Origin of the sequence: Arthrobacter sp. Y-9, assembly GCF_029690065.1 — a bacterium.
Classification (GTDB): domain Bacteria; phylum Actinomycetota; class Actinomycetes; order Actinomycetales; family Micrococcaceae; genus Arthrobacter_E.
The window spans coordinates 1,396,668-1,419,021 of the sequence record NZ_CP121463.1 but is presented as its reverse complement, the minus strand read 5'-3'; the positions used below and the strand labels follow the sequence as shown (position 1 = coordinate 1,419,021).

The following is a 22,354-nucleotide window of genomic DNA, read 5'->3' as shown; positions in this document are numbered from 1 at the left end:
AACTGAGCACGCAACGCGCCGCGGCGCCCCTACAAGTCCGCCAGGACCGTGCCCGGGCTCTCGATCGCGTCTGCGACGTACCGCAGGAAGCCGCCGGCCGTCCCGCCGTCGCACACCCGGTGATCGAACACGAGCGAGAGCTCCACGACCTTCCGCACCGCGAGCGCCCCGTCGACCACCCACGGCCGGTCGATGATCCGCCCGACGCCGAGGATCGCCGCCTCGGGGTGGTTGATGATCGCCGCGCTGCCGTCCACGCCGAACACCCCGTAGTTGTTGAGGGTGAACGTGCTGCCGGACAGGTCGGCGGGGCTCGCCTTCCCTTCACGTGCGACGCCGGTCAGCCGCTTCAGCTCGCCGTCCAGGGCGCGGGCGCTCAGGCGGTGGGCGGCGCGGATGCTGGGCACCACGAGTCCGCGGTCGGTCTGGGCCGCGAACCCGAGGTTCACGCCGTCGAAGGAAACGATCTCCTGGCCACCGTCCTCCGCCGTCTCGATCCGGGTGTTCAGCTCGGGATACTTCGCCAGCCCGGCCAGCACGAACCGCGCGATGAACGCCAGCAGACTCGGCGCGTTCTCCGGGTCGCGCCGCTTGAGACCGGCACGGAGCTCCACGAGGTCGGTCGCGTCGACATCCACCCAGACCGTCGCTTCGGGGATCTCGGTGCGGCTGCGGACCATCGCCTGGGCGATCGTGCGCCGCATTCCCCGTAGCGGCGTGCGGGCCGCGATCGGCAGGCCGGTCGAGGGGTCGGTCGACGCGTCGGTGCCGGCGCCCTCGGCCGTGCCCTGGCCCACGAGGGTCACGGCCGTGGCTGCCGCGGCCGCCGCGGCACTGGCTGCGGGCGTACCGGCCGACGCCTGCTCGACGTCCCGTCGCAGGATCAGCCCGTCGGGGCCGGAACCGTCGAGGGCGTGCAATGCGACGCCGAGGTCCCGGGCCAGCTTGCGGACCAGCGGGGAGACGACGCGGATGGCGTCCACGGACCCGCGCTCCGCGGGAGCCGGCGAGACCCGCGGAGTCTCCCGGGCTGAGGCGAGCCGTGCGGGAGCCGCGGTTTTGCGCCGGCGGGACCGGCCGGCGTCGGTCGATCCCGAGGTGCCGTAGCCGATGAGGACGTTGCCGGAGCCGGCACGCTCCTCGGTGCGATAGTCGGAAGCCGTCTCCACGACCGGCGTGGCCGACGCGCCGCCCTCGTCGATGCTGATGAGCGGCTTGCCGACGTCGAGCGTCTCGCCCTCCGCGCCGTGCAGCACGGCGACCGTCCCCGCGAACGGCGACGGCACCTCCACCACGGCTTTCGCGGTCTCGACCTCGGCGACGGGCTGGTCGATCGTGACGCTGTCCCCGACGGCGACCAGCCAACGAACCAGCTCCGCCTCGGTCAGGCCCTCCCCCAGATCGGGCAGCAGAAACTCGCGGCTCATCAGTCCTCCCACTGCAGCTCGTCGAGGGCGTCGAGGATGCGGTCGACGCCGGGCAGGTACCAGTGCTCGAATTTGGGCGCCGGGTACGGGATGTCGAAGCCGGTGACCCGGCGGATCGGCGCGGCGAGCGAGTGGAAGCAGCGTTCCTGGACGCGCGCGGTGATCTCCGAGGCGACGGACGCGAAACCCTGCGCCTCTGCGACCACCACGACCCGCCCGGTCTTGCGGACCGAGGCGCTGATGGTCTCGTCGTCGAAGGGGACGATGGTCCGCACGTCAATGACCTCCACGCTCCGCCCCTCAGCTGCCGCCGCTTCGGCTGCGGCGAGCGCGGGCGGGACGGCGGGGCCGTAGGCGATGATCGTCGCGTCGGTTCCTGGACGCACGACGGCGGCCCGGCCTTCCTCGCGGACGCCGGCCGGGGCGCCGGTACCCTCTGACGCAGTGCTCTCGAACGCGTCCCGCAACGCGTCCAGGTCCACCGATTCCTTGGACCAGTACAGCTTCTTGGGCTCCATGAACACCACGGGGTCCTCGCTCGCGATGGCCTCGCGCAGGAGGAGGTACGCGTCCGCGACGCTCGACGGCGTGAAGACCTTGAGCCCCGGCGTGTGCGCGTAGTAGGCCTCGGAGGAGTCGCAATGGTGCTCGACGCCGCCGATCCCGCCCGCGTACGGCACCCGGATGACGAGCGGCAGCGTGATCCGTCCGCGGGTGCGGTTGTGCATCTTGGCGACGTGGCTCGCGATCTGCTCGAACGCCGGGTACGCGAAGGCGTCGAACTGCATCTCGATCACCGGGCGGAGGCCGTTCATGGCCATGCCGAGCGCCATGCCGACGATTCCGGATTCCGCCAGCGGCGTGTCGAAGCAGCGCTGCTCGCCGAACTCCTTCTGGAGCCCGTCGGTGATGCGGAAGACGCCGCCCAGCGTGGCCACGTCCTCCCCGAACACGACGACGCCGGGATCGGCGCGCATCGCGTCCGCCATGGCGGTGGTGAGGGCCTTGGCGAAGGTCACGTGGCTGTGTCCTTCAACAGACGGCCCGGCGGTCGCGGCCGCGCGGGCCGCTGCCGCTTCTGCGACGGTGCTCATCTCAGCGCTCCATTCGGGTGTCGGCGGTGGCGGCGGTGTCTGTGCCGGCTGCGGCGCCCTCGGCGTCGCGTGCGAGCTCGTCCGCCAGGAAGGCGGCCTGCTCGCGCAGCTGCGGGGTGGGCTCGGTGAAGACGTAGCGGAACAGGTCCTGCGGGTCGATGTCGGGCTCCACGCTCAGCCCCTCGCGGAGCCGCTGGGCCACCTGCTCGGCGTCATCCGCGAAGGCGGCTTCGACGTCGTCGGTGAGCTGCCCGGCGGCGCGGAGGTAGTGGCGCATGCGGTTGAGCGGGTCCTTGGCCGCCCACGCCTCGACCTCGGCTTGGTTGCGGTAGCGGGTGGCGTCGTCCGCGTTGGTGTGGGCCTGCATGCGGTAGGTGTTCGCCTCGACCAGGAGCGGACCGGAACCGGAGCGCGCCAAGGTGACGGCGCGGTCGAGGACGGCGAGGAGCGCGACGAGGTCGTTGCCGTCGACCCGCTCCCCCGCCATGCCGTAGCCGACGGCCTTGTGCGCGAGCGACGGCGCCGCGGTCTGGTGCGCGAGCGGCACCGAGATGGCGTACTGGTTGTTCTGGACGAAGAAGACGACCGGCAGACGGAAGACGGCGGCGAAGTTGAGGGCCTCGTGGAAGTCGCCCTCACTTGTGGCGCCGTCGCCGCACATCGCGAGGACGACCGTGTCCTCGCCGCGGAGCTTCGCGGCATGCGCGACGCCGACCGCGTGCAGGAGCTGTGTGGTGAGTGGGGTGCTCTGGATGCCGACGTGGTGGGCGTGCGGGTCGTAGCCGCCGTGCCAGTCGCCGCGGAAGATGGTCATGACCTCCACCGGGTCGACGCCGCGCGTCATGACGGCGACGGCGTCGCGGTAGGTGGGGAACATCCAGTCACTCTTTTGGAGGCACAACGCCGCCGCGACCTGGCAGGCCTCCTGGCCGTGGCTCGACGGGTAGACAGCGAGGCGTCCTTGGCGGACGAGCGCCGAGTTCTGGTCGTTGACCCTGCGCCCGACGACGAGGCGACGGTACGCCTCGAGGAGTTCCTCGTCCGGTGGGACGGGGTATTGGTGGCCGGGGCTGGAGCCGCGGCGGTCTTCAGGGAGCATCATCCCGTCTTCGGCGAGGATCTGGATCTGGCCGTGGACCGGGAGCAGGTAGTCCTCGATGCTGATGCCGAAGTTCTGGACGGCTTCTTGGAGGCTGGTGGTTTGTGGTGCTTTGGTCTGTGGCGAGGTGTCCTGTGGCACGCCCTGCGTCGAGGCGTGGGGCGAGGCCGCACCGGCGGCCGGCGCGCCGTCTGCGGTGCCTGTGTCCTCGACGGACCGGCCGCCTCCGGGCGGGCTGACGGAAATGGTCATGATGCCTCCTTGCAGCATGGTCCTGACAGCGATGTGTTGGGATCAGTATGGTCCGGAGGATCGTTTCGTATCCACGAATCGGCGGAATCCTGGAAATGTGGATTCGAAAGTGAGTATCTTGTAGACGTAACGTCGAATATGAGCTGGATCACAGGAGGTCCCGTGGACGAAGTGGACCGCGCCATTCTCGCGCTGCTCACGGAGGATGCCCGCCAATCGGTGACGACGATCGCGGAGAAGGTGCACGTCTCCCGGGCGCACGCATACAACCGCATCGCGAAACTGCAGGACCAAGGCATCATCACGGGCTTCACCACCAAGATCGACCCCCTCAAGGCCGGCCTGCGCTCGAGCGCCTACGTGACCCTCAAGGTCCGCCAGCACTCGTGGCGGGAGCTACGGGCGAAGCTCAGCGACATCCCCGAGGTCCACCACGTGGCGCTGGTCGGCGGCGACTTCGACGTGATCTTGCTGGTGCGGGCCGTTGATAACGCGGATCTGAGGCGCGTCGTGTTCGATCAGCTGCAGAACATGCCGGAGGTGCTGGATACGCAGACGTTCTTGGTTTTTGAAGATGTCGAGGTTCGGTAGCTTGGCGCAATCCGTCTCGTTCGACATTGCACTTTCTCGGGTCGTGGGAGCCAGCTCGCCCGACAAATCGCAATGTCAACGTCGCGCAGCATCGACGACTCTGACGTTCGACTGCTGGAGTGCATTCAACCTCTGCTAGCTTTGGGGCATGCTCGATCCAGCGGTCATGAACGCCCTTCGCTCCTTCGTCGAAGAGCGAGCGTGGGGCGAATTCCATACACCGGAGAATCTGGCGAAGAGCATCAGCATTGAAGCCGGCGAACTTCTCGAGTGCTTCCAATGGGGTGGGGCCGACCTTCCGAACGCGAAACTCGAGCTGGCGGACGTTCTCACCTACTGCCTGCTCCTTGCGGACCGGCTCGACGTCGATCCTGGAGCTCTCGTACTAGAGAAGCTCGAGCTGACTCGTAGCAAGTATCCGGTGGACAAGGCGAAGGGGCGGAGCGACAAGTATGACCGGCTTTAGTCTCGCTAATGTCGCATTCGACGCAACCGAGATAGCCCGCTGGGGAGCGACTGACAAACGGCACCGCAACTGGCCTGTGGTGTACGTCTTGAACAGTTCCTCCGAGGTGTACGTCGGCGAATCGCTCAACGTCGAGGCGAGACTCAAACAGCATGTCGCGTCACTGGATAAGAGCACCATGACCGACACTCGAGTCATCGTCAATGAGCGCTTCAACAAGTCTGCCTGCCTCGATCTGGAGTCGTTTCTGATCCGGATGTTCGCAGGAGACGGTAACTACACGGTCCTCAATCGGAATGCCGGGATCATCGACTCGGAATACTACGACCGGGAAACATACCGCAAGTCTTTCGAGGAGATCTTTGAAGAACTCCGCACTCAGGAACATCTCTTCACCAGGACGATCCCGGAGATCACTAACAGTGACCTCTTCAAGCTGTCGCCCTTCAAAGCGCTGAACCACGACCAGGCAGGCGCCGTACAGGACATTCTGGATGGCCTGTTTCATGACATCAACGGTGGAAAGACCAGCATCAGCGTGGTCCAGGGCGGTCCCGGGACCGGCAAAACCGTGGTTGCCATCTATCTGCTCAAACTCGTCGAGGATATCCGGCTCCATGATCCTCAAGATCCCATCGATGAAGACTCGATCTTCAGCGACTTCTTCACACCGGGCCATCCAGAGCTTCTCCAAGACTTCCGGGCGGGCATTGTCGTTCCCCAGCAGTCGCTCCGCGAATCGATCAGACGTGTTTTCTCCAAGACGCCCGGGCTCAAGAAGGGGATGGTTTTGTCGCCCTTCGACGTTGGAGAGAGCCAAGAGCCGTTCGACTTGTTGATCGTGGACGAAGCGCATCGGCTCAACCATCGTGCCAACCAGGCTGCCGCCGCACTCAACCGGAAGTTCGCCGACATCAACGTTCGACTGTTCGGGCGCGACGATCCCGAACTGACCCAGTTGGACTGGATCACCCACCAAAGCAAACACACCATCTTCATGCTCGACCGCGATCAGAGCGTGCGTCCGGCAGACCTACCAGGTTCGACAACTCAGGCCCTCATAGACTCAGCCCACTCGAATGGCGCCTTGCATCAGCTTCGTTCGCAGATGCGGATCTCCTCCGAACATGACTATGTCGAGTACATCAAGGCGGTCCTGAGTAACCCGCCCCCTCCCACGCGGCAGGAGTTCCCCGACTACGACCTCCGGTTCTACGACGATCTCGGCGAGATGCGCCGCGCAATTCTGAAGCGAAACGAGGAAGTAGGCCTCTCACGCTTGGTTGCTGGGTACGCCTGGGCCTGGAACAGCAAGGCGGACAAGAGTGCCTATGACATTGAGATCGGCGATGTGATGCTCCGTTGGAACTCCTCTCCAAAAGATTGGATCAGCGCCGCCGGCTCAGAGCTTGAGGTGGGTTCGATTCATACCGTTCAGGGCTATGACCTGAACTACGCAGGCGTCATCATCGGCAAGGACCTCCGACTCGATGAGGAGACCGGATCCATTTACTTCGATCGCTCGAACTACTTCGACAAGAAGGGAATGGAGAACAACACCAAGCGGGGCATCAGGTACTCCGATGCCGAACTGTTGCAACTGGTGAGGAACATCTACACGGTCCTTCTGACGCGCGGGATGCGCGGGACGTACGTCTATGTTCACGATGCAGCGTTGAGGAAGCGCCTGAGCCGGTTCCTCTGATTCATGGTGCTACCGATAAGTCGGGTCTAATCACCGCCGAGGGATTGATCAGACCGCTCTTCCCATAGCGGGCGACCAGCTCGTTCCATGCGCCCACCGACTAAGGGCCAAGCGAGAGGAAGCCGGTCGCCAACCGGCATCGGCGCTAGGTGCAATCTGCATCCCGGCACTTTGTCACCCCAGCTCAACTGCAAACCGTCCGAGGACAAGTCAGCACAGGTATCCCGTTGTCTGAACTCTGAGATCACGGCCACCTTGTTCACATCAGTTGCACTGCACGAGCCCTCCCGGAACCAAAAAAGCCCCGGAAACCAGTGGTCTCCGGGACTTTGCGGTCGGGCTGACAGGATTTGAACCTGCGACCCCTTGACCCCCAGTCAAGTGCGCTACCAAGCTGCGCTACAGCCCGCCTTGCCTGACCGTTATCGCTGTTCGCGGCCGTTCAAGCAACGGGTTCTACCCTATACGAAAACCGGCCCAGATGCGAAATCATCGCCACCCTCGAGACCCCTCGTGTCGCACACCGCCAGCGCACCGTCAGCACCCATCACAACCCACCGACAACGACCGCCACAGCCTCGCGGTACCGGGCCCGCGCGTCGTCGTCGAGGAACACGCTCTGCACCATGTAGCCCTGCACCATGCCGAGCACGGCGGGCGCCACGCGACGGCCCTCAGTCTGCGCTTCGCGCTCCCCGAGCCCGCGGGACTGGCGGAACCAGGCGGCGAAGTAATCCGCGAAGTGACCGCCGATCTCGCCGATGAGCTTCTCCGCCGTCTCGGCCAACGCCGGCGAATGGATCGCCTCGCCCCAGACCTGCACGGCGACGCCGGGGAAGAAGCCATCGTCGGGCATCTGTTCGAGGAAGGCGGGGATGACCTCCGCCGGCGCCGGCACCTGGTCGCGTCCTAGGTACTCCTCCAGCAGGGCGACCCGCTCGCCAAGCACCTTCCGCCCGACGTCGATCGTCAGCTGCTCCTTGCTGCGGTAGTACACGTACACGGCGCCGGCGGACAGCCCCGCCTCCGCGATGATGTCCGACATCGACGTCGACGCGAACCCCTTCCGCGCCACACACGTCAGCGCGGCCTCCAGAATCCGCTGCCGCTGCTTCTCACGGTGCTCGTCGCTGACCTTCGGCATGCCCACTCCTCCATCGATCGACCGAAAACGAATGATCGTTCTTGACAGTCTAGCCTTCGCGAGGACAATAGAGAACGAATATTCTTTTTGTTGAAGGAAGTCACCATGAGCACTCCCCAGTCCACGCCCGCCCACCGGGACACCAGCCCCGCCACCCACGCCCCGCACACCCCGTGGCCGCACGCCCTCCGCGCGGCGGTCCTCGCCGCCGTCGCGGTCTGCGTCATCCTCCTCGCCTTCGCCTGGCCCAGCGTCACGGCGAAGGCACAGCACCTGCCGATCGCGGTCGTCGGGAGCGCTGAGCAGGTCCAGCAGCTGACCGCGAAAGCGCCGGAGGGCATGCTCGACATCCGCACCGTCGCCAGCCGCGACGACGCCCTGACACAGATCAAGAAGCGCGACGTCTACGGCGCCGTCATCCTGCCCGCCACTGCCGAGGCGGGCGCGCCCGAGATCCTGGTCGCGAGTGCGGCGAGCCCCGTCGCGAGCTCCGCGTTGACCCAGCTCGGCGCGGGAATTCAGCGCCAGATCGACCAGCAGGCCATCACCGGACTCACCTCCGCGGTCCAGCAGCTCCAGGCGGGCCTCGCTGCCGCCGCCCAGGGCAAGGCCACGCCGCCCCCTGCCGGAACGACGACGTCGGCTCCGCAGCAACAGCACGCGACCGTCCCCACCGTGGTGGTCACCGACGTCGTACCGCTGTCTGCCGACGACTCCCGCGGCACCGGCCTGGCCGTCGCAGGTCTTCCGCTCGCGATGGGCGGCATGGTCGGCGGCATCCTGATCTCACTCCTCGTGTCCGGCGCATGGCGTCGCCTCGCCGCGGTCGTGAGCTACGGGGTGCTGGGCGGCCTCGGCCTCGCCGGCATTCTGCAGGGCTGGTTCCACACCCTCCAGGGCGACTACTGGGCCAACGCTGCGGCGATCGGACTCGGCATCGCGGCGACGGCGGCGATCATCACCGGCGCGTCGGCCCTGATCGGGCGAGCGGGCATCGCCGTGGGCGCCGTGCTCACGATGTTCATCGGCAACCCCCTGTCCTCGCTGACCCAGCCCAAGGAATTCCTGCCGGCGCCGTGGGGCGACGTCGGCCAGTGGTTCGTGCCCGGCGCCTCCGGCACGCTCCTGCGCGACCTCTCCTACTTCCCCGACGCGGCGACCGCTTTCCCCTGGCTGGTCCTGGCCGGGTGGGCGGTTCTTGGAGTACTCCTGATCGTGACCGGCCACTTCCGTGATCAGTCAGCGGTTGCCGAGGTCTGATCGATCCTGCTGGGCGGGCGGCGCATCGCCCGCCCAGCACTGTGGATAACTTCTGTCATTTGTTGGTCATTTGCCGTAGAGTGGCGTCTGTCTTTACTGCCGACCAACTGGGGGTCCTCCATGAAGCGTGCCGTGTCCTGGTGTCTGCTCGTCCTGCTGTCATGCGTGGGCTTGGTCGCCTGCGGCACCGGTCCCTCTGGTCCGAGCCCTTCTCCCCCACCGACGACGCCGGCGTCAGCCACTGCGTCACCCTCGCCGTCCGCTGTGGCCAAGCCTGCCTACAAGCCGGCGACCGCGACCAGCAAGGCCCTGAACGTTCCCGTGCCCGTGATGCCGGAGGCTGCGAAGAAGGAGACGCCCGACGGGGCGAAGGCGTTCGTGGGGTACTGGGTCGCGATGCTGTCGTATGCGTACGAGACAGGGGACGTGAGCAAACTGAAGGCGCTCCACACCGAGGAGTGCATCACATGTAGGACGGTCCCCGAAAAGATCGAATCTGTATACGAGAAAGGTTGGATCGTCGGAGGGCAGCTCAAGGCCGAGCGAATTGAGCTCCGATCTCAGGCCATTCCAGACAAGCCGATTCTCGTAGCCCAGATCCGGCAGAGCCGGGCGCGGATCCACATCGCATCAGGTTCAGGAAAGTTGTTCAGTGAAACGAACAACGGCTTCGCCTTCCAACTCTGGTGGACCAACTCACGCTGGTTCGTCACCGACTCAAAGCTGATCGTGAGCTAGCCGTGGCTCACTCCCATCAGAAGGTGCCCTGGATTTGGGGCGCGGTGATTCTCGTCGCGATGCTTGTTGGAACTCCGGCAGCTAGAGCCAGCACAGATGTGGATGATCCTTTCCTAGTGGATGACCACGTCGAGCAGGGGGCTACAACGACCAATCCGACTCCTACGGGCGTGATTTTCACATCCGTCCACACCTCGCCTGACGCCCCCAAGTACCAGTGGCTTCTCACGCTCCCCTGCCAGATCGACAAGGCCGGCAGCCAGGACACCAAGTGCCTCGGGTCGAACCGCAATGCCCAGAAGTGTCCGGCCGGCGCGGACCACCGAGAGGCCGGGTACTTGGCGCAGTACCGCTATGCGCCGATCGGGCTGTCGGACCCCGAGTGGTCGCAGTGGACCAACGATGGCTCACCCACGTGTGTCTACAACCCCCGGGAGGCTCAGGCGCTGCTCAACATTCCGGGCTTGATGGCTCGTGAGTTCCAGTCGCGCAAAATCAACGCGGCCGAGTTCGGAGTCCAGCCACAGCCTCACACCTTGGTCGGGTTCAACACCAACTTCTACTCGCACCCGACGAAACAGACGTTCCCCCTGACGCTCCTCGGTCAGAGCATCACCCTGACGGTCTACCCCGTCTCCTCCACGTACGACTATGGCGACGGGACCACGCTCGGCCCGACCGAGCTCGAAGGGACGTCCCTGCCCAACGCGCAATGGGGCACCGAGACCAGGACGTCCCACGCGTACCAGCGCACCGGCGAGTTCGTCGCCAGCGTGACCACCCGGTTCCACGGGAGTTACAGCATCAACGGAGGTCCCACCATGCCGATCCCGGGCGAAGCCACGGTCACGTCCCCGGGGGTGCGGCTGTCCGTCTGGCGTTCCAAGGTCGACTGGTACGCCGATGACTGCAACCAGAACCCCCACGGTGCCGGTTGCTGAACCACCATCGAGCCGGAGCTGGCCCAAGCGGGTCGGAGTGGGCCGGAACCACAGAACCGCGCCTTTGCTGACGTTCCGCTCCCCCTTGAGGCGCCGCCCACCAGAAACGGCGCAACACACCAGGAAGGGCGCGGTACACCAGGAACGGTGCAACGCACGAGGATGAGCGCAGGACGCTTAGAAGGGCGCAGTCCATCTGGAACGGCGCAGGACCCACGGGCTAGCACTGGAAATCGGTGCCCGAAATTCTCTTCGGTGCGGCAATAACCACACCGAGAACACACTCGGGCACCGATGTGACCCGGAACAGACCGCCCCCAGCAAACGCCAACGGCGGGCCTCCCTCTCAGGGAGACCCGCCGCCGTCGTACGTCAAGCGCCGTCACTCAGCCGCCGGCCGCTAGTCGGCCGCCAACCCGCCGCGCATCAGCACGCCCGTCAGCGCCCGACCACCACGAGAACCTACCGGTTCCGCCCACGCTTCTCGCGGACTCGCATCGAGACCTCAATCGGGGTGCCCCGGAAGTCGAAGGTCTCGCGCAGGCGGCGCGTGATGAAGCGGCGGTATCCGGGATCGAGGAACCCGGTGGTGAACAGCACGAACTTCGGCGGGCGGCTGCTGGCCTGCGTCGCGAAGAGGATGCGCGGCTGCTTGCCACCACGCACCGGGTGCGGGTGGGCGGCCACGAGCTCGCCGAGGAACGCGTTCAGCTTGCCGGTCGGGATGCGGCGATCCCAGTTGTCGAGGGCCAGCTCGAGGGCGGGCACGAGCTTGTCCTTGTGCCAGCCGGTCTTCGCGGAGATGTTGACGCGAGGCGCCCACTCCACGTGTGCCAGATCCTGGTCGATCTCGCGCTCCAGGTACCGGCGTCGGTCCTCGTCCAGCAGGTCCCACTTGTTGAAGGCGAGCACCATGGCGCGGCCGGACTCGATCGCCAGCTGCAGGATGCGGACATCCTGCTCGCTCAGGACCTCGTCCACGGCGAGCAGCACCACGGCCACCTCGGCCTTCTCCAGCGCGGCCTGCGTGCGGAGCGAGGCGTAGTAATCCGAGCCGTGCGCCATGTGCTGACGACGGCGGATACCGGCCGTGTCCACGAACTTCCAAGTCTCGCCGCCCAGCTCGATGTACTCATCGACCGGGTCACGCGTGGTGCCGGCGAGGTTGTCGACCACCACACGCTCGGAGCCCGCCAGCTTGTTCAGCAGCGAGGACTTGCCGACGTTCGGGCGTCCGATCAGCGCGACGCGGCGCGGGCCACCCGTGCGCTCGACCGAATCCACGGCGGAGAACTCCGGCAGCACCTTCATGGCATGATCCAGCAGATCGGCCACACCGCGGCCGTGCAGACCGGACACCGGGTACGGCTCACCGAAACCGAGGCCCCACAGTGCGGCGGCCTCGGCCTCCTGCACGAAATCGTCCACCTTGTTGGCCACCAGGATGACCGGCTTCTTGGCCTTGCGCAGCATCTTCATGACCAGCTCGTCCGTCGCGGTCGCGCCGACGGTGGAGTCCACCACGAACAGCACGGCGTCGGAGAATTCCACGGCCACCTCGGCCTGGGCGGCCACGGAGGCGTGGATGCCCTTGGCGTCGTGCTCCCAGCCACCGGTGTCGACGACCGTGAATCGCTTGCCGTTCCACTCCGCCGGGTACATGACGCGGTCACGGGTCACGCCCGGGACGTCCTCCACCACGGCCTCGCGGCGTCCCAGGATGCGGTTGACCAGCGTCGACTTGCCGACGTTCGGGCGCCCGATGATCGCCAGCACGGGAGCGGGCTTGCGCTCCACCTGCTCGAAGTCCTCACCGAGGTGCTCCGCCAGAAGGGCGGCGTCCTCCTCGTCGAGCTCATAATCATCCAGGCCGGCCCGCAGACTCGCGGCCCGGGCTTCCAGCTCGGTCTCGTCCATGGCGGCGAACGTCTCATCGACGTTGTCCGGACCAGCGGGGACGTACTCCTCTTCCTGGCCGTTCAGCTTCTCGCTCATGTTCTCCCTTTACACCTTCTCCAGCCGGGTCCCGGCCGGGTCCACGCTGCCCTCCGGCAGCTGAAGTCCACTTCTCCGCACGACGCGTGACACTTCGGTCACCAGCGCCTGCCTGATCTCCTCGGCCGCCCTGTCCATTGAAGCACGGCCACTTTCCCCCGCCTGGCGGCTCAGCCACAGCGGTTCCCCGAAGCCCACGGCGAATCGCCGACCGGGCCGGGGCACATGATCCAGATGTTCGCCTTCGCGCCGGGTCCCGGTGATCCCCACCGGCACGACGACGGCGTCCGTGTGCAGCGCGAGCCACGCCACCCCGTTGCTGAGGCTCGCGGCCGTCCCGCTCCCCCGGGTGCCTTCCGGCAGGATGCCGACATTCCGGCCCGCATCGAGCAGGGACTTCGCCGTATTCAGCGCCTGGCGGCCGTGCGAACGGTCCACCGGGATCTGCCCCGAGCCTCTCAGGACTCCGCCCAGGAAGCCCGTGAACATCTCCTGCTTGACCAGGATGTGCATGGGCACCGGGCTGGCCCCGAACATCACGGGACCGTCCAGATAGCTCAGGTGGTTCCCGACGAACAGCACCGGAACATCCCGCGGGACGCTCTCCCGGCCGTACACCGTCGTTCGGTACGCCACATGATCCAGGAACCAGCCGACCGGCCGGGCCCACCACATGGTGGCGCGGTGCGGGACCGGCGTCGTCCCACCGGCGCCGGCGGCGCGACCACCGGCGGTACCGGTACGAGCACCGGCAGCACCGGCACCCGAACCACCGGCAGCGGCGCGTGCGGCACCCACGGGCGCCGCGCCGTCGTCAGTCACGCTGTTCAGCGGGCACGGAGCCCAGCATGCCGTGTTCCAGCACCCGGTGCACGATGTCCAGCACCGCGTCCACCGTCTGCTTGAAGTCCAGATCGCTCGAGTCCAGGGTGACGACGCCGTCCGCAGCCCGGGTGAAGTTCACCACGGTCGAGTCCTTCGCGTCACGGGCCAGGACCTGCTGGGCCAGCTGCTCCTTGCTCTGCGTCCCGCCGAGCTGCACGCCGCGGCGGCGCAGGCGTGCCTCCTCGCTGGCGGTCAGCAGGAGCCGGACCTCGGCGCGGGGGGCCACCACTGTGGTGATGTCCCGGCCTTCCACGACCATGCGGTTGCGGTGCTGCTCCATGAGCTCGCGCTGCCGCCGGATGAGCTCGGTCCGGGCGCCCAGGGTGGTCGCCACGGCACTCACATGCTCCGAGATCCGCGGTTCGCGGATCGCCTGAGTGACATCCACTCCGCCGACCCGCACGAATTCCTCATCCGGGCTGGTGCTGATGTGCAGCGCGAGTGCCTCGGCGGCGTTCTCCACGGCCGCGGCGCTGCTCAGATCGACACCCGCATCGAGGCAGTGCCAGGTCAGTGCCCGGTACATCGCGCCCGTGTCCAGGTAGGCCAGGCGCAGCGCACGCGCCGCCGCCTTGCTCACACTGGACTTGCCGGAACCGCTGGGCCCGTCGATGGCCACGAGCAGCGACCTGCCCGGACGGACCACCGCGTGCTCCTCGCCGGAGCGCGAAGCAGCGGCACTGGACGCGGCGGCGGCAGCCACCGTGCCCGGGTTCGGGGTTCCCTCGGTCATTGCAACACCTTCCAGCCGCGCTTGCTCAGTTCTTCCACCAGGGCATCGTGCCTGCTCGGCAGCACCGAAAGCTCCACCATGCCCACATTCTGCCCGGACGAGTGGTCAAGGCGCATGTCTTCCAGGTTCACGCCGATCTCACCGATCTCGGTGAGCAGCCGTGCGATCTGCCCCGGTCGGTCATCCACCAGCACCGTGAGCCACGCATAGCTGCGGGCCTGGCCGCCGTGCTTGCCCGGAATCCGGGCCTGACCGGCATTGCCCTCGCTCATGAGCTGAGCCAGGTCCAGCCGCGCGCCAGGCGCCTCCGGGGCTTCTAGCGTGTTGATGAGCCGGTTCAGGTCATCGCGCACGCCGTGCAGGATCTCGACCATCGGGCCGGCGTTCGCGCCCAGGATCTGCACCCAGAGCTTCGGGTCGCTCGCCGCGATGCGGGTGGTGTCCCGCAGGCCGTTGCCCGCCAGGGAGAGCGAGTGCTCGCCCACCTCCTGAAGGCGGCTGGCCAGCAGCGACGACATCACCTGCGGCAGGTGCGACACGAGCGCCACGGCCTCGTCGTGCTCCGTCGGGGTGAACTCGTAGACGATCGCGCCCAGGTCCAGCGCGAGGGTCCGCGCCGTCTCCTGCGCCTCGGACGACGTCGCCGGTCCGGGGCACAGCACCCACGGCATCGACGTGAAGAGCTCGCCACGCGCCGCGACCGGCCCGGACTTCTCCCGGCCTGCCATGGGGTGCGTGCCGACGTAACGGCTCAGGTCGAGACCGGTCGCCGCCGCGGACTCGGTGAGCGCGGCCAGGATCCCGGCCTTCACGCTCGCGATGTCCACCACCACGGCGTTCGGGTAGGTGTTCAGCGCGGTCTCCACGACGACGGCGGTCACATCCGGCGGCGACGCGACGACGACCAGGCGGACCTCGCCGTCGTCGTGCCCGGCCTCAGCGAAAGCGGACAGCGGGAGCCCCGCGCCGATGTCGACGGCCACGGCCTGGTTGGTGGGCGACGGATCCGAGAGGTACACCTCCACGCCCCGCCCCCGCAGCCCCAGACCGATGCTCGCGCCGAGCAGGCCGGTGCCCAGGATGACGACGGGGCCGGTCAGCTGACCGGGCCCGTGCATGCCGAAGGCGGACATGCCTTACAGCCCCACCGCGGCCATCAGGTGGCCGAGTTCCTGCTTGCCCAGGCGGCGGATGCTGCCCTGCTTCTGGTCGCCCAGGCCGATGGGACCGACCTTGAGGCGCACCAGGCGCAGGACGGGGAAGCCGACGGCGTCGAACAGGCGGCGCACGATGCGGTTCTTGCCCGAGTGCAGGACGACCTCGATCAGCACCTTGCCGGGGGTGGAATCCACCAGACGGAAGGAATCGACGCGGGTCACGCCGTCTTCGAGCTCGATGCCTTCGAGCATCTGCTTGCCGATGCCGTGCGGGAACGGACCGCGCACCTGGACCAGGTAGGTCTTCGGCACCTCGTAGGACGGGTGCGTCAGACGGTTGGCCAGTTCGCCGTCGTTGGTCAGGAGCAGGAGACCCTCGGTCTCGGCATCCAGACGACCGACGTGGAAGAGGCGCTCGCCCCGGAGGAGGCTCGGCTTGATGTAGTCGCTGATGCAACGGCGGCCTTCGGGATCGGTCATCGTGGAGACGACGCCCTTGGGCTTGTTGAACGCGTAGTAGACCATCGAGTCGTTGAGCTGCAGACGGATGCCGTCGACGTGGATGACGACCGTCTCCGGGTCCACGCGCAGGCCCAGCTCGGTGACGATCTGCTCGTCGACCTCGACGCGGCCTTCCAGGATCATCTCTTCGCAGATGCGACGGCTGGCCACGCCGGCCTGCGCCATGAGCTTCTGCAGGCGCACGCCCTCGGTGCTGTGCAGCTCGTGGTCCGGGACGTCGCGACGCGGCGCGCGCCGCGGGGACTTCACCGGGCCCTTGTACTCGCCGAAACGCTCGGAGCCGAAAGCAGCGCTCGACGCCGGACGGCCGGGTGCGGCGACAGGCTTGCGGCCCGCGCCCTTCCGGGTGCCGCCGACGGTTCCGGCGCCACCGCGGCCGGTGCCGGCCTTGGGCTTGCCGTTCTTGTTGAAGCCCGGCTTGTTGGAGTTGGGGCGGTTCGGCTTACGGGCGCCGTCCTTGGTGAAGGCGTCGCGGTCCTGGCCGAAGCGGTCGCCGCCGGAGCGGAAGTCGCCGGAGCGGCCGTCACGGGAATCGCGGCTCGGACGTGAGTCGCGGCCCTGCCACTCGCCACGGCCGGAACCCTGCCCGCGACGGTCGTCGCGGCCGAAGCCGCCGGAGGAGGCGCGGCCCGCGCCCTGGCCACGGCTGCCGCTGGAGCTGCCGCCCTGGCCGTAGCCGCCCGAGCGGCGTCCGCCGTCGTCGTTGCGGCCGCCCTGCTGGGCATCCCGTCCGTACTTGCTGAAGCCCGAAGAGGCTTGGCGGCGGCTGCCGCCCTGGTTACGGGCGTCGCCGCCCCGGTGTGAACCCTGTCGTCCCGACTGTGTCATTACCTGGCCTTAAATTGTGGTGTTACCTGATGCTGCGCTCGACCCGTAGTCCCGGTGGACCGGTTCCGGGGAGCGCCTGGCAGCCTCGTGGCATGCCGAAAAGAGGGCCGAAGCCCTGGACCAGTCTACCGGACGGTCGCGTCATAGGGAGGGAGACGTTGGTTACAGGGGTCCGGATGCCCGTGTTTGCCGGCTCGCATCGTGAACCCCGGCCGAAACAGTGTGTTTCCGCTGAAACAGTGTGTTGTGCTCACTGTCTCGGCGGAAACACACTGTTTCAGCGGACCGTGCCCGCCGTCGCCGTTCAATCGGCCCGAGCCCGAGCCTTCGCCCAGGCCGCATGAATCCGGCGTTTCACACCGGCCGGATCCTCAAGGTCCTTCCAATCCAGACGGACGAAGATCCAACCCATTTCCATGAGCCGACGCTCTCGCACGCGTTCATCAAAAACCGCCTCATCCGTCGGCACGCTCCCGAAGTACTTCACCCGGCCATCGAATTCCAGCGCGACCTTCAAGTCCGGCCAGGCGAAGTCGAGGCGTCTGAGGCCGCGATCCGTCATGACGGGGAACTGGGAGACCGGCATCGCGATGTTCTCGAACCACAGCAGGAATCTCGTCCGGGTCTCCCCCATCGACTCGCTCCGCGGATCGCCGAGTTCCAGGGCATGGCGCAGGTTCACCACACCCCGGTGGCCGGTCATCCGCTTGACGTACCCCTCCAGCACCGCGCGGTCCGCGCCGAGGCGCAAGGCCTGATCCATGACGACAACGCTCCCCTCAAGATCCAGGATGCGGCAGCAGTCGACGACGGTCCGCTCCAACGAAGTGGTTTCGCTGGCCCCGAAGGAACAGATTTCGTCGGGAAGCACCGGAAGATGATGGAGCACGGTCGATGGACCGAGTCGGAGCGTCGACGTCCTGGTCCGACAGGTGGCGTGGACCTGCTCGTCAGCATGCCACAGCTGACAACCGTGCAGGCGGGCAGCGGAGGTGTGGCTGTACACGAAGGCCCGGTTCCGGCGTCGCGCGTGGACTTTCTTATGAGCCCGCAACCGCAACTCGGCGCGACCCGACTTTGGGAGGCCGACAGCGTGTTCCCGTCGGGCGTAAGCGCCCCTCTGGACCCGGACGAGAACACCCGATTCCACGAGGCGGCTTCGTTGAGCATGCCGGACACCCAGCAGGTCGAGTTCGGCGGATGTCCAGAGGACTTCGTCGGGATCGAGCCGAAGATGTGGTGATTTCATACCGACCACGGTGCGCTGGTCCCGAGTCCCGGTGGTCCACTTCTGCCCGTATGTGGATTGTCTGATCACGGGACGGTGTGGGTGAGGCCTCGCCGAAACAGTGAGTTTCCGCTGAAACAGTGAGCACAACACACTGTTTCAGCGGAAACTCACTGTTTCGCGGGTAGGGCGAGGCGGCGGGTAGGGCGAGGGACCGGGAGGGCCGGGCACCGCGACCCGGAGCACCCCTAAACCCCCGGGTAGAACGCCGTCGACTCGTCCAGGCCCGGGAGGTAAGGGGAGATCGCCGGGAGCTCGGACAGGTCCTTCACCCCGAGTCTCTCGAGGAAGTACGCCGTCGTGCGGTACTGGATGGCTCCGGACTCCGGGTCGGTGCCGCAGTCCTCCACCAGGCCCCGCTGGACCAGGGTCTTCATCACCGAGTCCACGTTGACGCCACGGATCGCGGACACCCGTGCCCGCGACACCGGCTGCCGGTACGCCACCACGGCCAGGGTCTCGAGCGCGGCCTGCGTCAGCCGTGCCGTCTGGCCGTCCATCACGAAGCGCTGCACGGCCTCGGCATGCAGCGGCCGCGAGTAGATGCGCCAACCGCCGGCGAGGTTCCGCAGCTCGAAGCCGCGCATGCGGGCGCCGGGCACCGCGCCGTCGTACTCGGCACGAAGCGCCTGCAGTCCGGCCTCGACCTCCTCCTCGGGGATCTCCAGCGCGGACGCGAGCTGCACCGTGCTCACCGGCTCGTCCACCACCATGAGGACCGCCTCCAGCGCGGACAGCAGTCCGTCGTCACCGCTCATCGTGAGCACCTTCCTCGGCGGCTGCAGGTTCCGCCGGTTCATCGAAATCGGAGCCACCCGAGAGCAGCGGAGCGCCGTCCCCCTCGTGCTCATGGCCCGTCCACCGGACGGTCAGCTCCCCCAGGGCTTCGAGCTGTTCGAACGCCACGGCCCGGTCCCGGAACAGCTCCAGGAGCGCCAGGAATCTCGCGATCACCACCTGGGCGTTCAGTGCGTCCGCCACGAGCGACCGGAAGCTCAGCTGATGCTCCGCCTGCAGGCGCAGGGCGAGGAGCTCGGCCTGCTCTCGGACGCTCACGGGCGCGCTGTGCAGGTGGTCGACGCCCACCTGAGGGATCGTCTCCTCTTTGGGCGCGAGGACCTTGGCGGCGAGCTGTGCGAAGTCGTCGGGACCGTGCTTCCACACGAGTTCCGGCAGCAGCGCGGCGAAATGGGGTTCGAGGCTGACCAGGCGCGGGAAGCGCAGCGCCTCCTGGGTGAGGTCCTCGCCCAGCTGGGTCGCGACCTCCTTGAAGGCCTTGTACTGCAGGAGGCGCGCGAACAGCAGGTCGCGGGCTTCCAGCGCGGCAAGGTCCTCTTCGGGATCGAGCTCACCGGCGGGCAGGAGCCGGGCGGCCTTGATGTCGAGGAGTGTGGCGGCGATGACCAGGAACTCGCTGGCCTCATCCAGGGCCCAGTCCTCGCCTTGCTCCTGGAGCGCCCGGATGTACGCGATGAACTCGTCCGTGACGGTCGCGAGGGCCACCTCGGTCACGTCCATCTCGCGCTTGGAGATCAGGCTCAGGAGCAGGTCGAACGGGCCGGAGAAGTTCTCCAGACGGACCTGGAACCCCTGGGCCTGGCCGCTCTCCGGGGCACCGGCCTCTTCGGCGACCACGACGACGGCGCCACCGCCGCCGTCCTGCGCCGACGGAAGGCGCGGGGCGGCGTCGTCGTGCTGCGGCCCGCTCACCTGGTCAGCGGGCATGACGCTGCTTACGGAGCACCGCCGCGCTCGATGAGTTCCTTGGCCAGCTGGCGGTACGCCTCGGCGCCCGGGTGGTTGCTGGCGTACTGCGTGATGGGTTCGGCGGCCACCGTGGCGTCCGCGAACTTGATGGTGCGCTTGATGACGGTTTCGAAGACCTTGTCACCGAACGCCTCGACCAGGCGGGTGATGACCTCGCGGCTGTGGAGGGTCCGCGCGTCGTACATGGTGGCGAGCACGCCGTCCACCTGCAGTCGCGGGTTGAGGCGGTCCTGAACCTTCTCGATGGTCTCCACGAGCAGCGCCACGGCGCGGAGCGCGAAGAACTCGCAGATGAGCGGGATGATCACGCCGTGCGCCGCGGTCAGCGCGTTGACCGTCAGGAGACCCAGGGACGGCTGGCAGTCGATGAGGACCACGTCGTAGTCGTCCTCGACCTTGCGCAGGGCGCTGGCGAGGACCTGCTCGCGAGCCACCTCGTTGACCAGCTGCACCTCGGCGGCGGAGAGGTCGATGTTGGCGGGGAGCAGGTCCACGCCCTCCACCCCGGTGGAGTGGATGGCGTCCCGGATGTCCACCTTGCGGTCCATCAGCACGTTGTAGACCGTGAGGTCCAGCTCGTGCGGGTTGGCGCCGAAGCCGGCGGACAGGGCGCCCTGCGGATCGAAGTCCACCAACAGGACTCGGCGCCCGTATTCGGCGAGCGCCGCGGCCAGGTTGATGGTGGAGGTGGTCTTACCCACGCCGCCCTTCTGGTTCACCATGGCGATGACCCGGGCGGGACCGTGCGATTCCAGGGGCGCTGGGGTGGGGAACTCCCGCCAGGGGCGGCCGGTGGGGCCGAGCCTGACGTCTTCCTCGGTGGTACCCAGCGCGGTCGTACCCTGCTCGCTGCTCACGTGATGATCCACTCTTCCTGCATTGCGATGACTCTTGCCTGACCTCCACCCTAACGGCTACGACACGCTGGCTGGGGATGTTGACAAAGTCGCCTCCGTGAGCCTTGACCCTCAAGTAGAGGGTCAAGGTTAGGCCGGGACCGGGGCCTTCCCCGCGCCTGCGGCAGCCTCCACCGGGGCCGCCGGGCCGTGGCTGTCCGCAAGCATCGAGGACTCGTCGAACGGCCGCTCCCCCGCCAGCACGGAGCGCACCTGAGCGGTGTCGACCTCCTTCACCCACGTCCCGATCAGCACGGTGGCCACCGCGTTGCCCGTGAAGTTCGTCAGGGCACGCGCCTCGGACATGAACCGGTCGATGCCGACGATGATGCCGACCCCGCCCAGCAGTTCCGGCCGGTGCGCCTGCAGACCCGCCGCCAGCGTCGCCAGACCGGCGCCCGTGACGCCCGCCGCGCCCTTGGACGCGATGATCATGAAGACCAGGAGGGAGATCTGCTCCCCCAGGTTCAGGGGCATGTTCATCGCGTTGGCGACGAACAGGGAGGCCATGGTCAAGTAGATGGCCGTGCCGTCCAGGTTGAAGGAATACCCGGTGGGAACGGTCACGCCGACCACCGGCTTCGACACACCCAGGTGCTCCATCTTGGCGATGAGCCGGGGCAGCGCCGCCTCCGAGGATGAGGTGGAGAAGATGAGCAGGTATTCGCGGCCCAGGTACTTCATGAGGCTGAAGATGTTGACGCCCGACACCACCCGCAGGAGCGAGCCCAGCACCAGGACGATGAAGAGGATGCACGTCAGGTAGAACGCCACCATGAGCGTCAGCATGCTGACGATCGCCTTCACACCGGTCGCCCCGACGACGGCGGCGATGGCGCCGAACGCGCCCACGGGAGCCAGCCACATGATCATGACCAGGATGCGGAACACGAGCTTCTGCGCATGCCCGATCGCATTGAGGATCGGGGTCCCCTGCGTGCCCATCTTCTGGACGGCGAAGCCCACCAGGATGGCGACCAGCAGGGTCGGCAGCACGGGGATGTCCCCCGGGATGATCCCGAGGAGGAAGTCCACGGTGCTGTCCGTGGCGGCCTTCTTGTTGGGGTCGTACGGGGTGAGCTTGAGGCCCTCGCCCGGGTGGATGAGGTTGCCCACCACGAGGCCGATGGCCAGCGCAAACGTGGACATGATCACGAAGTACAGGAGGGCGAGGCCGCCCACCTTGCCCACCGTGGCCGCCTTGGCGATCGAGCCGATGCCGAGCACGATGGTGCAGAAGATGACCGGGGCGATCATCATCTTGATGAGCTTGATGAACCCGTCGCCCAGAGGCTTCAGGGATTTCCCCACTTCGGGGAAGAGGATGCCCACCACGGCTCCGAGCACCACCGCGACGATGACGGCGATGTACAGGTAGTGGGATGATTCAAGACGTTTGCCGCGCGCGGGCGCCGCCGTTGGCGCCTGATGCTGCAAGGACATTCGTTGCTCCTTGGGAGTCGTTCGCGCGGCCTGACTGACCGCACCTCGTGGGACCATGGTGGCCGGGGGCGTGACCTGGGTCACTCTTGCGGTCATATTGGTCGCGGGGAGACCACGGAACCA

The 22,354-nt window shown here is 67.2% G+C and carries 21 protein-coding genes and 1 tRNA gene; 7 read left to right on the top strand and 15 right to left on the bottom strand.

Going from position 1 to position 22,354, the window contains the following annotated elements; all coding sequences use genetic code 11:
• Nucleotides 1–29 precede the first annotated feature (29 nt).
• From P9849_RS06245 to pdhA, 3 genes are read right to left on the bottom strand one after another with little or no spacing between them, the layout of a single operon-like run.
• The gene (locus P9849_RS06245; RefSeq protein WP_278268779.1) at nucleotides 30–1,427 is read right to left on the bottom strand and encodes a dihydrolipoamide acetyltransferase family protein; all 1,398 of its coding nucleotides are present in this window, start codon (nucleotides 1,425–1,427) and stop codon (nucleotides 30–32) included.
• Nucleotides 1,427–2,521, bottom strand: a complete 1,095-nt coding sequence (locus P9849_RS06240; RefSeq protein WP_278268778.1) for an alpha-ketoacid dehydrogenase subunit beta — start codon at nucleotides 2,519–2,521, stop codon at nucleotides 1,427–1,429. The genes P9849_RS06245 and P9849_RS06240 overlap by 1 nt, the downstream gene beginning before the upstream one ends.
• A gap of 1 nt (nucleotide 2,522) precedes the next feature.
• Nucleotides 2,523–3,872: a pyruvate dehydrogenase (acetyl-transferring) E1 component subunit alpha gene (pdhA, locus tag P9849_RS06235; protein ID WP_278268777.1), complete on the bottom strand. Its 1,350-nt coding sequence runs from the start codon at nucleotides 3,870–3,872 to the stop codon at nucleotides 2,523–2,525.
• 138 nt (nucleotides 3,873–4,010) lie between these two features.
• Here pdhA and P9849_RS06230 point away from each other — a divergent pair, with 138 nt between their 5' ends.
• From P9849_RS06230 to P9849_RS06220, 3 genes are all read left to right on the top strand, one after another.
• Nucleotides 4,011–4,463: an Lrp/AsnC family transcriptional regulator gene (locus tag P9849_RS06230; protein WP_144628799.1), complete on the top strand. Its 453-nt coding sequence runs from the start codon at nucleotides 4,011–4,013 to the stop codon at nucleotides 4,461–4,463.
• A gap of 148 nt (nucleotides 4,464–4,611) precedes the next feature.
• Nucleotides 4,612–4,929: a nucleotide pyrophosphohydrolase gene (locus P9849_RS06225; protein WP_278268776.1), complete on the top strand. Its 318-nt coding sequence runs from the start codon at nucleotides 4,612–4,614 to the stop codon at nucleotides 4,927–4,929.
• Nucleotides 4,916–6,634: a DNA/RNA helicase domain-containing protein gene (locus P9849_RS06220; protein WP_278268775.1), complete on the top strand. Its 1,719-nt coding sequence runs from the start codon at nucleotides 4,916–4,918 to the stop codon at nucleotides 6,632–6,634. The genes P9849_RS06225 and P9849_RS06220 overlap by 14 nt, the downstream gene beginning before the upstream one ends.
• A gap of 335 nt (nucleotides 6,635–6,969) precedes the next feature.
• Here P9849_RS06220 and P9849_RS06215 read toward each other — a convergent pair.
• Together P9849_RS06215 and P9849_RS06210 are read right to left on the bottom strand one after the other, a co-directional pair.
• Nucleotides 6,970–7,043 (bottom strand) — tRNA-Pro (locus P9849_RS06215).
• A 138-nt stretch (nucleotides 7,044–7,181) separates the two neighbouring features.
• Complete coding sequence (locus P9849_RS06210; protein ID WP_278268774.1) at nucleotides 7,182–7,778, bottom strand: TetR/AcrR family transcriptional regulator; 597 nt, start codon at nucleotides 7,776–7,778, stop codon at nucleotides 7,182–7,184.
• Between the two features lie 105 nt (nucleotides 7,779–7,883).
• Between P9849_RS06210 and P9849_RS06205 the strand changes: the two genes are divergently transcribed.
• The 3 genes from P9849_RS06205 (at nucleotide 7,884) to P9849_RS06195 (ending at nucleotide 10,717) form a co-directional block, all read left to right on the top strand.
• Nucleotides 7,884–9,038, top strand: coding sequence for an ABC transporter permease (locus tag P9849_RS06205; protein WP_278268773.1), 1,155 nt, complete (start codon nucleotides 7,884–7,886; stop codon nucleotides 9,036–9,038).
• 264 nt (nucleotides 9,039–9,302) lie between these two features.
• Entirely contained in the window at nucleotides 9,303–9,776 is a 474-nt protein-coding gene (locus P9849_RS06200) for a DUF6318 family protein (RefSeq protein ID WP_278268772.1), read from the top strand.
• 170 nt (nucleotides 9,777–9,946) lie between these two features.
• The gene (locus P9849_RS06195; RefSeq protein WP_278268771.1) at nucleotides 9,947–10,717 is read left to right on the top strand and encodes a hypothetical protein; all 771 of its coding nucleotides are present in this window, start codon (nucleotides 9,947–9,949) and stop codon (nucleotides 10,715–10,717) included.
• A 462-nt stretch (nucleotides 10,718–11,179) separates the two neighbouring features.
• Here the strand turns inward: P9849_RS06195 and der are convergent, their stop codons facing one another.
• From der to P9849_RS06165, 6 genes are all read right to left on the bottom strand, one after another.
• Nucleotides 11,180–12,712, bottom strand: coding sequence for a ribosome biogenesis GTPase Der (der, locus tag P9849_RS06190; protein WP_107003371.1), 1,533 nt, complete (start codon nucleotides 12,710–12,712; stop codon nucleotides 11,180–11,182).
• 9 nt (nucleotides 12,713–12,721) lie between these two features.
• The gene (locus P9849_RS06185; RefSeq protein WP_278269116.1) at nucleotides 12,722–13,387 is read right to left on the bottom strand and encodes a lysophospholipid acyltransferase family protein; all 666 of its coding nucleotides are present in this window, start codon (nucleotides 13,385–13,387) and stop codon (nucleotides 12,722–12,724) included.
• A 139-nt stretch (nucleotides 13,388–13,526) separates the two neighbouring features.
• Entirely contained in the window at nucleotides 13,527–14,330 is an 804-nt protein-coding gene (gene cmk, locus P9849_RS06180) for a (d)CMP kinase (protein WP_278268770.1), read from the bottom strand.
• Nucleotides 14,327–15,463 carry a prephenate dehydrogenase gene (locus tag P9849_RS06175; protein ID WP_278268769.1) on the bottom strand — a complete coding sequence of 379 codons (1,137 nt, stop codon included), beginning with the start codon at nucleotides 15,461–15,463 and terminating at the stop codon, nucleotides 14,327–14,329. Before P9849_RS06175 ends, cmk begins: the two co-directional genes overlap by 4 nt.
• A gap of 3 nt (nucleotides 15,464–15,466) precedes the next feature.
• On the bottom strand, nucleotides 15,467–16,837 hold the full coding sequence (locus tag P9849_RS06170; RefSeq protein ID WP_278268768.1) for a pseudouridine synthase: 1,371 nt from the start codon (nucleotides 16,835–16,837) through the stop codon (nucleotides 15,467–15,469).
• A 304-nt stretch (nucleotides 16,838–17,141) separates the two neighbouring features.
• Nucleotides 17,142–17,708 carry a hypothetical protein gene (locus P9849_RS06165; RefSeq protein WP_278268767.1) on the bottom strand — a complete coding sequence of 189 codons (567 nt, stop codon included), beginning with the start codon at nucleotides 17,706–17,708 and terminating at the stop codon, nucleotides 17,142–17,144.
• Between the two features lie 66 nt (nucleotides 17,709–17,774).
• Between P9849_RS06165 and P9849_RS06160 the strand changes: the two genes are divergently transcribed.
• Nucleotides 17,775–18,080: a hypothetical protein gene (locus tag P9849_RS06160; RefSeq protein ID WP_278268766.1), complete on the top strand. Its 306-nt coding sequence runs from the start codon at nucleotides 17,775–17,777 to the stop codon at nucleotides 18,078–18,080.
• Nucleotides 18,081–18,313: 233 nt separating this feature from the next.
• Here the strand turns inward: P9849_RS06160 and P9849_RS06155 are convergent, their stop codons facing one another.
• From P9849_RS06155 to P9849_RS06140, 4 genes are all read right to left on the bottom strand, one after another.
• Nucleotides 18,314–18,883: an SMC-Scp complex subunit ScpB gene (locus tag P9849_RS06155; protein ID WP_278268765.1), complete on the bottom strand. Its 570-nt coding sequence runs from the start codon at nucleotides 18,881–18,883 to the stop codon at nucleotides 18,314–18,316.
• Entirely contained in the window at nucleotides 18,873–19,850 is a 978-nt protein-coding gene (locus tag P9849_RS06150; protein ID WP_278268764.1) for a ScpA family protein, read from the bottom strand. The genes P9849_RS06155 and P9849_RS06150 overlap by 11 nt, the downstream gene beginning before the upstream one ends.
• Before the next feature lie 8 nt (nucleotides 19,851–19,858).
• The gene (locus P9849_RS06145; protein ID WP_208188573.1) at nucleotides 19,859–20,749 is read right to left on the bottom strand and encodes a ParA family protein; all 891 of its coding nucleotides are present in this window, start codon (nucleotides 20,747–20,749) and stop codon (nucleotides 19,859–19,861) included.
• Between the two features lie 129 nt (nucleotides 20,750–20,878).
• Nucleotides 20,879–22,231 carry a cation:dicarboxylase symporter family transporter gene (locus tag P9849_RS06140; protein ID WP_278268763.1) on the bottom strand — a complete coding sequence of 451 codons (1,353 nt, stop codon included), beginning with the start codon at nucleotides 22,229–22,231 and terminating at the stop codon, nucleotides 20,879–20,881.
• Nucleotides 22,232–22,354 lie beyond the last annotated feature (123 nt).